Annotated in this window: 14 protein-coding genes; 10 read left to right on the forward strand and 4 right to left on the reverse strand. The window is 61.6% G+C overall.

Annotated elements, in window-relative coordinates:
- Nucleotides 1-13: 13 nt before the first annotated feature.
- From ACQZ6F_RS20615 to hemC, 3 genes are all read right to left on the reverse strand, one after another.
- A complete protein-coding gene (locus ACQZ6F_RS20615) occupies nt 14-1,276 on the reverse strand; it encodes a COG4223 family protein (RefSeq protein WP_449093819.1) in 1,263 nt (420 codons plus the stop codon).
- 80 nt (nt 1,277-1,356) lie between these two features.
- Nucleotides 1,357-2,085, reverse strand: a complete 729-nt coding sequence (locus ACQZ6F_RS20620; RefSeq protein WP_449093818.1) for a uroporphyrinogen-III synthase — start codon at nt 2,083-2,085, stop codon at nt 1,357-1,359.
- 6 nt (nt 2,086-2,091) lie between these two features.
- Nucleotides 2,092-3,021, reverse strand: coding sequence for a hydroxymethylbilane synthase (hemC, locus tag ACQZ6F_RS20625; RefSeq protein ID WP_077471942.1), 930 nt, complete (start codon nt 3,019-3,021; stop codon nt 2,092-2,094).
- Nucleotides 3,022-3,105: 84 nt separating this feature from the next.
- Here hemC and tsaD point away from each other — a divergent pair, with 84 nt between their 5' ends.
- The 5 genes from tsaD to ACQZ6F_RS20650 are packed head-to-tail and all read left to right on the forward strand — an operon-like array spanning nt 3,106 to nt 6,645.
- On the forward strand, nt 3,106-4,203 hold the full coding sequence (tsaD, locus tag ACQZ6F_RS20630; RefSeq protein ID WP_077471941.1) for a tRNA (adenosine(37)-N6)-threonylcarbamoyltransferase complex transferase subunit TsaD: 1,098 nt from the start codon (nt 3,106-3,108) through the stop codon (nt 4,201-4,203).
- Nucleotides 4,200-5,189, forward strand: coding sequence for an NAD(P)H-dependent glycerol-3-phosphate dehydrogenase (locus tag ACQZ6F_RS20635; RefSeq protein ID WP_449093817.1), 990 nt, complete (start codon nt 4,200-4,202; stop codon nt 5,187-5,189). Before tsaD ends, ACQZ6F_RS20635 begins: the two co-directional genes overlap by 4 nt.
- A gap of 28 nt (nt 5,190-5,217) precedes the next feature.
- A complete protein-coding gene (locus tag ACQZ6F_RS20640) occupies nt 5,218-5,511 on the forward strand; it encodes a YciI-like protein (RefSeq protein ID WP_449093816.1) in 294 nt (97 codons plus the stop codon).
- 3 nt (nt 5,512-5,514) lie between these two features.
- Complete coding sequence (locus ACQZ6F_RS20645; RefSeq protein ID WP_449093815.1) at nt 5,515-5,946, forward strand: EVE domain-containing protein; 432 nt, start codon at nt 5,515-5,517, stop codon at nt 5,944-5,946.
- Nucleotides 5,947-5,994: 48 nt separating this feature from the next.
- On the forward strand, nt 5,995-6,645 hold the full coding sequence (locus ACQZ6F_RS20650; protein WP_449093814.1) for a class I SAM-dependent methyltransferase: 651 nt from the start codon (nt 5,995-5,997) through the stop codon (nt 6,643-6,645).
- Nucleotides 6,646-6,654: 9 nt separating this feature from the next.
- Here the strand turns inward: ACQZ6F_RS20650 and ACQZ6F_RS20655 are convergent, their stop codons facing one another.
- Nucleotides 6,655-7,056 carry a hypothetical protein gene (locus ACQZ6F_RS20655; protein ID WP_077471936.1) on the reverse strand — a complete coding sequence of 134 codons (402 nt, stop codon included), beginning with the start codon at nt 7,054-7,056 and terminating at the stop codon, nt 6,655-6,657.
- A gap of 303 nt (nt 7,057-7,359) precedes the next feature.
- Here ACQZ6F_RS20655 and sdhC point away from each other — a divergent pair, with 303 nt between their 5' ends.
- The 5 genes from sdhC to ACQZ6F_RS20680 all read left to right on the forward strand — a co-directional run bounded on the left by sdhC (nt 7,360) and on the right by ACQZ6F_RS20680 (nt 11,721).
- The gene (gene sdhC / locus ACQZ6F_RS20660) at nt 7,360-7,758 is read left to right on the forward strand and encodes a succinate dehydrogenase, cytochrome b556 subunit (protein WP_068388847.1); all 399 of its coding nucleotides are present in this window, start codon (nt 7,360-7,362) and stop codon (nt 7,756-7,758) included.
- Nucleotides 7,759-7,823: 65 nt separating this feature from the next.
- Nucleotides 7,824-8,204: a succinate dehydrogenase, hydrophobic membrane anchor protein gene (gene sdhD, locus ACQZ6F_RS20665; RefSeq protein ID WP_077471935.1), complete on the forward strand. Its 381-nt coding sequence runs from the start codon at nt 7,824-7,826 to the stop codon at nt 8,202-8,204.
- 7 nt (nt 8,205-8,211) lie between these two features.
- Nucleotides 8,212-10,053, forward strand: a complete 1,842-nt coding sequence (sdhA, locus tag ACQZ6F_RS20670; RefSeq protein WP_068388853.1) for a succinate dehydrogenase flavoprotein subunit — start codon at nt 8,212-8,214, stop codon at nt 10,051-10,053.
- Between the two features lie 17 nt (nt 10,054-10,070).
- Complete coding sequence (locus tag ACQZ6F_RS20675; RefSeq protein WP_068388856.1) at nt 10,071-10,850, forward strand: succinate dehydrogenase iron-sulfur subunit; 780 nt, start codon at nt 10,071-10,073, stop codon at nt 10,848-10,850.
- A gap of 349 nt (nt 10,851-11,199) precedes the next feature.
- Nucleotides 11,200-11,721 (forward strand): protease inhibitor Inh/omp19 family protein, encoded by a 522-nt coding sequence (locus ACQZ6F_RS20680; protein ID WP_077471933.1) that lies wholly within the window; start codon nt 11,200-11,202, stop codon nt 11,719-11,721.
- Nucleotides 11,722-11,766 lie beyond the last annotated feature (45 nt).

The following is an 11,766-nucleotide window of genomic DNA, read 5'->3' on the forward strand; positions in this document are numbered from 1 at the left end:
GCGCGCTCCGTCCTTAATTCTGTTTCCCGGTATTGGCGATGGCCTTCGACAGCGCATCGCTTACCAGATCTTCGACGCGGATGCGGGCTTCCAGCGATTGCTTGAAGGCGGCGGAGGTCGACTTGGCGGCGTCGGGCAGGCTGTTCCACTCGGTCACCGCGCCCGGCAGATCGCCATTCTTCACCTTGTCTTCGAAACGCGCGGCGACCGCATCGACGCTGTCGCCGGGAACGTTGCCGACGGGGCGTACCTGCACCAGCGACTTGGCGCCCGACATCAGACGATCGCTCCAGCTCTGGTTGGGATCGTCACTTTGCGTAGTGGCGACAATGGCGGTGGTAACATCCGTCACCTGACGGATCAGATCGGCGCGCGAGGGAACGCCGGTCTGGGCGAAATTCTTGAGATCGGTCACGGCCGGATCGTCCGGCGCGACATTGGCGAAGGTATCGAGCTCGGGCCGGAAGGGGCCGCCGCGATCAATCGCCGCCTTCAGCGCGGCAGCGGCAATGGCGCGGGCGACCGCGCTTTCCTGGCTCGGCTGGTTGAGCTTCTTCTCGGCATCATCGAGACGCTTGCCGACTTCGGCGTCGGAAGTCGCCTGACTTTGGGTCGCCTTGCCGAGATCCGCCTTCAGCTGCTCGACCTCCGCGCTCAGCGAAGCGACCTTCTGATCGGCGTCGCCGCTGGTCACACCCGCGGAGCCGCCGGCCGAGGTGTTGCTGGCAGCCTTGGTCTCGAGCGCTGCGACACGGGCCGCAAGCGCATTGTCGGGCTTTGGCGAGGGAGCGGAGGCGAGTTTGGTGACGGTTTGCTTCAATCCGTCAATTTCAGAGTTGAGCGCTGCGATCTCGGCGGAATGATCCTTGGCCGCACCTTGGCCCGGCAACAGGCCGGCATATTGAATGGCGCCGGCGCCAATGAGCGCAATCAGTCCGCCAACGATACCGGCGGCGATCAGGCCTGAAGTCGCGCCCTCCCGTCGCGGCGGCTGTCCGGAATAGGTAGGGGCGGGATCAGGCTGTCGCGCCGCTGTGGCCTGCGGCTCTTCCGGGTCCGGATCATAGCTGCTGGTTTGAGTTTCCTCGCGCAGCGGTTCCTTCTCCGCTTCCAGCGGCATTTCCACTTCATTGGCGGAGGAAGAGGCGAATTCGCCATGGTGACGCTCCGTCACATCCTCATGGGCTGCGTCCTGCGCAGTTTTTTCGGCTTCCAGATCAATCGTGACCGGCTCGTCATTGGGCTTCGAATGGTTAGGCGGTTTTCCCGGTACCATGGAGGTCCTCTTTTCATGCGCTGCAACGAAGTTAGACAGACAAGGCCATTATGGAAAGACCTTAGATCAAAATTGCGGCCTTACTCTGAGACAAGCAGCGCCAGAAGTCTGTCCTCATCCGGCATGTCGGCAATATCGACATGTAAACGCATGGCGGGCGGGATCGCCGCTGCAATGGCCTCACTCAGGCAGAGGAAGCGTGTTTCAGCAAAAAGCGCGGGATTTTGTTGAACGAAGGGCAGGCTGAAAAAGCGCTGTGCCGTCTGCTGGGAATAGAGCAGCAGGGCATCTGTGCGCGCATCTTTGAAAAATCGACGCAGGATATCCTCGCCGGGAAGGATATCTCGCATCCGGTAGCATTCGACCGTGTGGAACGGCAGCTGCAGCTCGGTCAATCTTGCCTCGAAGCCGGCAGCGCGGGGATGGCCCGCGAGATAGAGAAGGGGAGTGTTCGCTAGGCTGGCCGCATGTGCGGGAATCAGCGCCGCCAGCTCGGCGCCGCCGCCCTCGGACGTGGCAATATCGGTAAAGCCGAGATCGGTGGCTTCTTTCGCCGTCGCCTTGCCGACGGCAAAGAGGGGGCGATTGAGATGCTCGGCGAGATCGGACCCCAACGTCGCAAGAACCCGAATCGCTTCGGCGCTGGTGATGGCTATGGCGCCATGTGTGTCCAGGAGCGCGCGCCTCGCCTCGTCGACATGATGGACCGGTTCGGCCAAAGGCAACAACAGGGCTTCGTGACCCATCTGCGCCAACCGCCTGATGGTGCGTTCACCCGAATGCTGGGGGCGGGTGACGACGACGCGCATCGGATATCAGATCCAGTCTTCGAAGAAGGTGCTGCCCGCCTCGGCGCGTATAGCCTGGCCGGCATTGGTGCCGAGCGCCTCGGCATCGCGACGATTGCCCTCGATGGTGGTCGTGTGCACCTGCTGTCCGTCGGGCGTGAGAATCATGCCGAAGAAGCGCAGATGATCTCCCTCGCAGACCGCATAACCGGCAATCGGTGTGCGACAGGAGCCGTCGAGCGCTGCCAGGAAGGCACGTTCGCAGGAGACGGTGTCGAAGGTGGGGCCGTCGTTGATGGCGGCGAGCAGGTCGTTCATCCGGCTGTCGGCGATCCGGCTTTCGATGGCGATTGCGCCCTGCGCCGGAGCCGGCGGGAATTCGTCGGGATCGAGGATATCGGTGATGACCTCGACCTTGCCAAGCCGCTTCAGGCCGGCAACGGCAAGCAGCGTTGCGTCCGCCTGGCCCTCTTCCAGCTTACGCAGCCGGGTCTGGACCGAGCCACGGAAGGTAATGACATTGATATCGGGGCGCAGGCGGCGGATCAGCGCCTGACGGCGCAGAGATGCGGAGCCGACCGTCGCGCCATGCGGCAGTTCGATCAATCTCGGTGCCGTGCGGCCGATGACGGAATCGCGGATGTCCTCGCGCGGCAGGTAGGCCGTCAGCGCCAGGCCCTGCGGAATTTTCGTCGCCATGTCCTTGGCGGAGTGAACCGCGAAGTCGAGCTCGCCGGAGATCAGCTTCTCTTCCAGTTCTTCCGTGAACAGGCCCTTGCCGCCGATCGCCGCCAGCGAGCGGTCGGTGATACGGTCGCCCTTGGTGGTGAGAACGACGATTTCGAACATCTCTTCCGGAAGGCCATGCGCCGCCATCAGGCGATCGCGGGCCTCGTGCGCCTGGGCGAGCGCCAGCGGGCTGCCGCGCGTGCCGATCCGGAAAGGTTTTGTTTGCATCCGCTTTGATCCGTTGTTACCGACAGTTCCCGTAACCATATTTCCGCTTTATCGCAATCGACCTGTAGGCAACGAACTTTCTCCATGGCGTCCATTCTTCGTATTCTCGGCATCGAAACAAGCTGCGACGAAACCGCCGCGGCCATTGTCGAACGCCGGGATGACGGTACGTCCACGGTTTGCTCCGATGTCGTGCTGAGCCAGCTGGACGAGCATAGCGCCTATGGCGGCGTTGTGCCGGAAATTGCCGCGCGGGCGCATGTCGAGGCGCTGGATACGCTGATCGACGAAGCATTGAAACGCGCCAATGTGTCGCTCTTGGACGTCGATGCCATTGCCGCGACCTCAGGTCCCGGCCTCATCGGCGGGCTGCTCGTCGGCCTGATGACCGGCAAGGCGATCTCGCGCGCCACAGGCAAGCCATTATACGCCATCAACCATCTGGAAGGCCATGCCCTGACGGCGAGGCTCACCGACGGGCTTGCCTTTCCCTATCTGATGCTGCTGGTTTCCGGCGGCCACACGCAGCTCATCCTCGTGCGTGGCGTCGGCCAGTACGAGCGCTGGGGCACCACCATCGACGATGCGCTGGGCGAAGCCTTCGACAAGACCGCCAAGCTCCTGGGTCTGCCCTATCCCGGTGGTCCGGCCGTGGAAGCAGCAGCCAGAAACGGCAATGCGGATCGCTTTGATCTTCCGCGGCCGCTGGTCGGCGAGACGCGCCTTGATTTTTCCTTTTCCGGCCTGAAGACGGCGGTGCGGCAGGCGGCAACGGCCATCGCGCCCGTCACGGAGCAGGATATCGCCGATATCTGCGCCTCCTTCCAGAAGGCGGTCTCGCGCACCTTGAAGGATCGCATCGGTCGCGGCCTGCAGCGCTTCAAGACGGAATTTCCGAAGACGGATGAAAAGCCGGCGCTCGTAGTTGCCGGCGGTGTTGCCGCCAATCTCGAGCTGCGCCGGACCCTGCAGGACCTTTGCGACGCCAACGGTTTCCGCTTCATCGCGCCGCCATTGAGATTGTGTACGGATAATGCCGTCATGATCGCCTGGGCCGGGCTGGAACGCATGGCGACGGGCTTTGCCCCTGATGATCTCGATGTGCAGCCGCGTTCGCGCTGGCCACTGGATCAGAAGGCGGAAACGCTCCTGGGCCATGGCAAACGCGGAGCCAAAGCATGAGCGGCAAGGAACGGATCGCAGTCATCGGCGCAGGCGCCTTCGGCACGGCGCTTGCAGCCGTGATTGCGCTGACCGGCCGCAGCGACGTGACGCTTGTCGGACGCAAGGCGGCGCTGATGGCCGATCTCGCCGTCGACCGGATGCATGATGCCGTGTTGCCCGGTGTCGAGCTCCCGGATTCTCTGAAATTTTCGGCCGGGCCGGATGCTGTTTCCGATGCCGGGATCGTCCTTTTCGCCATGCCGTCGCAGGCGCAGGCGGATGCCGCCAGGCTGTATGGGCCTTATCTTGCCAAGAATGCAATTGTCGTCACCTGCGCCAAGGGCATCGACAAGGTCTCCGGCGATCTCTTGACCGAGATGCTGGAGCGGGAATTGCCGCAGCACGCCATCGCCGTGCTCTCCGGACCGGGCTTTGCCGCCGATATTGCCAAGAGCCTGCCAACGGCCATGGCGATCGCGGCTGCCGACATGACAGTGGCGGAGAGGCTTGCGCAGGCGATTTCCGGCCCGACGTTCCGCCTTTATGCATCGGACGATCGCATCGGCGTGCAACTCGGTGGTGCGCTGAAGAATGTGCTCGCCATTGCCTGCGGCATCGTCGAGGGGCGCGGCATCGGCGATTCCGCCCGTGCTGCCCTGATCAGCCGCGGCCTTGCCGAAATGTCGCGCTTCGTCGCAGCCAAGGGCGGCAAGGCGGAAACGGTGCGCGGGCTTTCCGGCCTCGGCGACCTCGTGCTGACGGCCACCAGCCATCAATCCCGCAATTTGCGATTCGGTATTGCGCTCGGCCATGGAGAAACGGCCGATCCCACGCATGGCACGCTGGTCGAAGGCGCCTATGCTGCCTCCATCGCCGCGCGGCTGGCCGGCGAACTCGGTGTCGACATGCCGATCACCGAAGCGGTTTCCGCCATCATCGACGGCAAGCTCGACATAGCCACGGCCATCGGCCAATTGATGACGCGGCCGATTACGACGGAATGATTTTCTCGATATCTGAAGGAGCCCAACAATGCTGTTCGCCTTTGTCTGCAAGGATAAACCCGGCCACCTGAATGTTCGCATGGAGGCGCGCCCGGCGCATGTGGAGCATCTGAACAAGTTGAATGCCGAGGGAATGCTGAAGATGGCGGGACCTTTCCTCGATGCCGATGGTAAGCCGAGTGGCAGCCTCGTCATCGTCAGTGCCGAGACCATCGAGGCGGCAAAAGCGATTGCGGATGCGGATCCCTATACGAAGGCCGGCCTGTTCGAGAGCGTCGAGATCAAGCCGTTCAACTGGGTCTTCAACAATCCGGAGGCATGAGGCATGGCGCACTGGCTTTATAAATCCGAACCGTCTTCCTGGTCCTGGCAGCAGCAGAAGGATGCCGGCGAAAAGGGAACCGAATGGACCGGCGTGCGCAACTATCTCGCCCGCAACAACATGCGGGCGATGCAGATCGGTGACAAGGGCTTCTTCTACCACTCCAATGACGGGTTGGAGATCGTCGGCATCGTCGAGGTTTGTGCGCTGGCACATCACGATTCCACAGCCAAGGACGATCTGCGCTGGGAGTGCGTCGACATCCGCGTCGTGCGCGACATGCCGAAATTTGTCTCCCTGAAGGATATCAAGGCAAACCCGAAGCTTTCGCAGATGGCGCTCGTCACCTCGATGCGGCTTTCGGTGCAGCCGGTGACGGATGAGGAATGGCTCGAAGTTTGCCGCATGGGCGAACTGGATAATCCTCCTGTTTGATCCCGGTCATCCGTCTGATTCTACCCTCCCGTCCGATGCTGGGGAATTTTGAAAACCGATCCGGAAAGTTTTATCCGCGCCAATACCAGCCTCATGACGCCGCCGCATGTGCCGGAGGTCCGGCTGCATCTGGCAAGCGAAGCGCATGAGCTCTGGTTGAAGACGGAAGAGGAGCTGGAGAAGATCGGCCTGCCGCCGCCCTTCTGGGCTTTTGCCTGGGCGGGCGGCCAGGGATTGGCGCGTTATATCCTCGATCATCCGGCGACGGTTGCCGGCAGAAAAGTGCTGGATTTCGCCAGCGGTTCCGGCCTCGTGGCGATTGCAGCCAAGCGCGCGCGCGCCAGCCATGTACTTGCCGTCGATATCGACCCATGGGCCGGCACGGCAATCCGGCTGAATGCAGTTGAAAACGGCGTCGCTCTCGACTTTGCCGGCGACGATATCATCGGCCGCTCGGTGGAGGCCGACGTCGTTCTCGCCGGCGATGTCTTCTACGATCAGGATTTTGCAGCGAGCCTAGTTCCCTGGCTCCGGCAATTGGCGGGCGAGGGGAAGCTGGTTCTGGTCGGAGATCCAGGCAGAGCCTATCTGCCAAAAGATCGGCTGGAAGCGCAGGCGACCTATCAGGTGCCGGTGACGCGAGCGCTGGAGGACAGCGAAATCAAGAAGACCACCGTGTGGCGATTTCTCGCCGGCTAAGGCTTTTCCTCAGGGTCGGATTACGCAGACGCCCGCTTCGTATGAGCAGGGATTGCCGGCATAGCGGACATTGATGACCTTGGCGCGCGGCCTCGGCTGCACTGCAACAGGACGGGCATAGGGATTGTAGCCGCCATAGCCGACGACATAGGTGCCGCCATTGGCCTGATAGACATCGGCCGAGCCGGCATAGGTGCCGGCGTTTGCCGCTTCACGCGGTTCCATGAGGATGATTCTGGCTGGCTGCTGCTGCCCGAAACCCTGCGGCGCCGATATCTGGTTCAGGCGCACGAGGCCCGAATGGTCGCGGTGATGCCAGTGACGGTAATCGCCTGCCAGCACAGCGCTTGACGAAAATGCGGCTACTGCCGCCAAAACGAGCGCTGATGCCCTGAAAAGATGCAAGCTCATGATTCGCCCCCGTTTGGGTCGGTTAATGAAATCTTAACGGCAGATTGCCCCAAGACCGGCGCGAAGTCCACGTCAGGGTTGAGGAAATGGTAAATGGGGCCGAATGGGGAGCGCGTCCTTGCATACTCGCTAAAGTGCAAAGCGATCCCAATCGATTAAATTCGGTGCAGGCATCAATTGTGCTTGTCGATAGGCATTTGGGCGATTAATGGTCGCAATGATGCAACGCACACTGCACGTCCCTGTGCGCGCGTTGCCCCGGATATCCGGGTTTTAAGCGTACCGTAACGCCGCGAGGTTCTGATGGCGAACGTCACACAAAACCGGCCCTTGTCGCCGCATCTGCAAATTTACAAACCCATTCCCACCATGGTCATGTCGATCGTCCACCGCATCACCGGTGGCGCGCTCTACTTTGGCACGGTGCTGGTTGCCTGGTGGCTGATCGCCGCTGCGACCGGCCAGGGCTATTTCGATCTGGTCAACTGGATCCTGGGGACCATCGTCGGCCGGATCATCCTGTTCGGCTACACATGGGCGCTGCTGCATCACATGCTCGGCGGCTTTCGCCACTTCTTCTGGGATCTCGGCTATGGTTTCGACCCTGCCGTGTCTACCAGGGTGGCCAAGCTCATGCTCGTCGCGTCGATCTGTCTGACCGTGCTGGTCTGGATCGTCGGCATCGTCATCAGGCTGGGTTGATTGGTGTGATCGTTTCCGAAAACCACTCGGTGATTTTCGGGATCATGCTCTAGAGGATATATATCATGGATATGCGCACCCCTTTGGGTAAAGTCCGCGGCCTCGGCTCCGCCAAGGAAGGCACCGATCATTTCTGGCGTCAGCGCCTGACCGCCGTCGCCAATGTTCCGCTCTTCATTTTCTTCGTCATCTTCCTGCTGATCTATGCCGGCGCGCCCTATACGGAAGTCGTGCACGCGCTGTCGAATCCGCTCGTCGCCGTCATCATGGCCTTGATGGTGATCTCCGGCATCATCCACATGAAGCTCGGCATGCAGGTCATCATCGAGGACTATGTCCACGGCGAATTCGGCAAGATCGTCCTTCTCATGCTCAACACGTTTTTCGCGGTCATTCTGGCGGGGCTCTGTCTTTTCGCCATTCTGAAGATCGCGTTCGTAGGATAAATGCATCATGGCACCGAACTCATCCGCTCAGAATGGCTCAGCCTATAAATATGTCGATCACTCCTATGACGTGATCGTTGTCGGCGCCGGTGGCGCCGGTCTGCGTGCCACGCTCGGCATGGCCGAACAGGGCTTCCGCACCGCCTGCATCACGAAGGTCTTCCCGACCCGTTCGCATACGGTCGCTGCCCAGGGCGGTATCGCCGCCTCGCTGCAGAACATGACGCCGGACAGCTGGCAGTGGCATCTCTACGACACCGTCAAGGGGTCCGACTGGCTCGGTGACGTCGATGCGATGCAGTACATGGTCATGGAAGCGCCGAAAGCGGTCTATGAGCTCGAGCATTACGGCGTGCCGTTCTCGCGTAACGAGGAAGGCAAGATCTACCAGCGCCCGTTCGGCGGCCACATGCAGAATTTCGGCGACGGACCGCCGGTGCAGCGCACCTGCGCTGCTGCCGACCGTACCGGCCACGCCATCCTGCACACGCTCTATGGCCAGTCGCTGCGCAACAATGCCGAATTCTTCATCGAGTATTTCGCGCTCGATCTCATCATGTCCGACGATGGCAGCCGCTGCACCGGCGTCGTCGCCTGGTGCCTCGATGACGGCACGATCCATCGCTTTGCCGCCAAGATGGTGGTGCTGGCGACCGGCGGCTACGGCCGCGCCTATTTCTCCGCGACCTCGGCCCATACCTGCACCGGCGACGGCGGCGGCATGGTTGCCCGCGCCGGCCTGCCGCTGCAGGACATGGAGTTCGTGCAGTTCCATCCCACGGGGATTTACGGTTCAGGATGTCTGATCACCGAAGGCGCACGCGGCGAAGGCGGCTATCTCGTCAATTCCGAAGGCGAGCGCTTCATGGAGCGCTATGCTCCTTCGGCAAAGGACCTTGCATCGCGCGACGTGGTTTCGCGCTGCATGACGCTGGAAATCCGCGAGGGTCGCGGCGTCGGCAAGAACAAAGACCACATCTTCCTGCATCTCGACCACCTCGATCCGGCCGTGCTGCATGAGCGCCTGCCCGGCATTTCCGAAAGCGCCCGTATTTTCGCCGGCGTCGACGTGACCCGCGAGCCGATCCCGGTTCTGCCGACGGTTCACTACAACATGGGCGGCATTCCCACCAATTACTGGGGTGAAGTGCTGAATGCCGACAGCGAAAATCCCGAGCGCATCCTGCCGGGCCTGATGGCCGTCGGCGAAGCCGGCTGCGCTTCGGTGCACGGCGCCAATCGCCTCGGCTCCAACTCGCTGATCGACCTCGTGGTCTTCGGCCGTGCCGCCGCCATCCGCGCCGGCCAGGTCATCGACCGCGAAGGCCCGGTTCCGCCGGTCAACGTTGCCGCTTGCGACAAGATCATGGATCGCTTCGATCGCCTGCGCCATGCCAGCGGCTCGACGCCGACGGCAGCGCTGCGTGAAAAGATGCAGCGCGCCATGCAGGAAGATGCCGCCGTGTTCCGCACGCAGGAATCGCTGGAATCCGGCTGCCGCCGCATTTCCGAGATCTGGAAGGAAATGGCCGACATCAAGGTCACCGACCGCTCGCTGATCTGGAATTCCGATCTGGTCGAGACCCTGGAACTGCATAATCTGATGGCCAACGCCATCACGACGATCTACGGCGCCGAGGCCCGCAAGGAAAGCCGCGGCTCGCATGCACGCGAGGATTATACCGAGGGCAAGTTCGCCGGCCGCGACGACGAGAACTGGCGCAAGCACACGCTTGCCTGGATCAACGAAGCCGGCGATGTGAAGCTCGACTATCGTCCCGTCCACACCGACCTGATCGCCGAAGGCATCGATCCGCACAAGATCGAGCCGAAGGCACGCGTGTATTGATCTGAGAGGAACTGACCATGGTTGAACTCGCTCTCCCCAAGAACTCTCAGATGCGCGAAGGCAAGGTCTGGCCGAAGCCGGTCGGCGCCAAGAATACGCGCGAATTCCGCGTCTATCGCTGGAGCCCGGATGACGGCCTGAACCCGAGCATCGATACCTACTATATCGATATCGACGATTGCGGCCCGATGGTGCTCGACGGTCTGCTCTACATCAAGAACAAGATCGATCCGACGCTGACGCTGCGCCGTTCCTGTCGCGAGGGCATTTGCGGCTCCTGCGCGATGAATATCGACGGCACCAACACGCTCGCCTGCACCAAGGGTCTCGACGAGATCAAGGGCACGGTGAAGATCTATCCGCTGCCGCATATGCCCGTCGTCAAGGATCTCGTGCCTGACCTGACGAACTTCTACGCCCAGCATCGCTCGATCGAACCCTGGCTGAAGACAGTATCGCCGCCGCCGGCCAAGGAATGGAAGCAGAGCCATGAGGACCGCCTGAAGCTCGACGGCCTCTACGAATGCATCCTGTGCGCCTGCTGCTCGACCTCCTGTCCGAGCTACTGGTGGAACGGCGACCGCTATCTCGGCCCGGCCGTGCTGCTGCAGGCCTATCGCTGGCTGATCGACTCCAGAGACGAAGCCAAGGGCGAGCGCCTTGACAATCTCGAGGATCCGTTCCGCCTCTATCGTTGCCACACGATCATGAACTGCGCGCAGACTTGCCCGAAGGGTCTGAACCCGGCCAAGGCGATCGCCGAAATCAAGAAGATGATGGTCGAGCGGCGGGTCTAACCCGCCGTTTGGCACTCTCGCGTCGCACTCTAGTGATTTAGACTGGCCCAGCAGAAACTAGCTTCGCCGACTTGACGGAAGCGTAGCATCGGTTGTCGGTTTCGCGGCTGCATGTAGCAGCAAGCCGAAACCGAATGGCCATGGTGGGCGCGGAAATTTGGTGACAGCACTCATCTGGATGAGGTTCGTCGCGTTAGGCCTTGAAACCACCCGATTCTTGTCCAGCTATGGCCTGCGGCAAATTATGGCGGTATCGACTTGATTAACCAAAGTGAAATACGATAATTCCCACGTCATTGAGCATCACTTTGCAAATGTCAGCGGTGGACAATTAATTAGGAGTGTGATGATGCAGTTCAGATATGCGGTGACGGCTGCGGTGATAGGCCTGTCGCTTGCCGGTTGCCAGCGCACAGCATACAACGACAATTATTCGGCTCCGCCGCTGCAGGCAGCGCCTGTTCCCTCCGTTCAGTCAAGCCAGCTTCCTCCTGCGAACGGCGGCGACCCCTCGCAGTTTCCTGCGGCGCCGTCGAATGCGCCGAATGCGGGTAACCCGCAACAGCAGCAGGCAATGGCCGCTTCCGCCATGGACGTCACCAAGGAGTCGATGGTCGGCAGCTGGAAGGTCAGCAACGGCGGATCGAGCTGCGATATGTTCCTGACGCTCACCAATCTCGGCAGCGGCTCTCGCGGCGGCACGCGCGGTTGCTCGGGCGAGCTTACCGCAATGGGGTCCTGGGAGGTTTCCGGCAAGCAGATTCTTTTGAAGAATCGCGACGGCAGCACGATCGGCACGCTCTACAAGACGGCCGATTCGCGCTTTGACGGCTCGACCGCTTCCGGCCAGCCAATCGGCCTCAGCCGATAAGCTTATCTGACGGGGCAGCGTCCTTCGGCGCGCCCCTTTTTGCAC

It is taken from the genome of Rhizobium sp. A22-96, assembly GCF_053521805.1.

Excerpts from the sequence above, each read along its gene's own strand:
- sdhD (WP_077471935.1), top strand. The coding sequence starts at position 7,824 with ATGGATATGCGCACCCCTTTGGGTAAAGTCCGCGGCCTCGGCTCCGCC.
- ACQZ6F_RS20680 (WP_077471933.1), top strand. The coding sequence starts at position 11,200 with ATGCAGTTCAGATATGCGGTGACGGCTGCGGTGATAGGCCTGTCGCTT.
- sdhA (WP_068388853.1), top strand. The coding sequence starts at position 8,212 with ATGGCACCGAACTCATCCGCTCAGAATGGCTCAGCCTATAAATATGTC.
- ACQZ6F_RS20655 (WP_077471936.1), bottom strand. The coding sequence starts at position 7,056 with ATGAGCTTGCATCTTTTCAGGGCATCAGCGCTCGTTTTGGCGGCAGTA.
- ACQZ6F_RS20635 (WP_449093817.1), top strand. The coding sequence starts at position 4,200 with ATGAGCGGCAAGGAACGGATCGCAGTCATCGGCGCAGGCGCCTTCGGC.
- ACQZ6F_RS20640 (WP_449093816.1), top strand. The coding sequence starts at position 5,218 with ATGCTGTTCGCCTTTGTCTGCAAGGATAAACCCGGCCACCTGAATGTT.
- tsaD (WP_077471941.1), top strand. The coding sequence starts at position 3,106 with ATGGCGTCCATTCTTCGTATTCTCGGCATCGAAACAAGCTGCGACGAA.
- sdhC (WP_068388847.1), top strand. The coding sequence starts at position 7,360 with ATGGCGAACGTCACACAAAACCGGCCCTTGTCGCCGCATCTGCAAATT.
- ACQZ6F_RS20620 (WP_449093818.1), bottom strand. The coding sequence starts at position 2,085 with ATGCGCGTCGTCGTCACCCGCCCCCAGCATTCGGGTGAACGCACCATC.
- ACQZ6F_RS20615 (WP_449093819.1), bottom strand. The coding sequence starts at position 1,276 with ATGGTACCGGGAAAACCGCCTAACCATTCGAAGCCCAATGACGAGCCG.
- hemC (WP_077471942.1), bottom strand. The coding sequence starts at position 3,021 with ATGCAAACAAAACCTTTCCGGATCGGCACGCGCGGCAGCCCGCTGGCG.
- ACQZ6F_RS20675 (WP_068388856.1), top strand. The coding sequence starts at position 10,071 with ATGGTTGAACTCGCTCTCCCCAAGAACTCTCAGATGCGCGAAGGCAAG.
- ACQZ6F_RS20645 (WP_449093815.1), top strand. The coding sequence starts at position 5,515 with ATGGCGCACTGGCTTTATAAATCCGAACCGTCTTCCTGGTCCTGGCAG.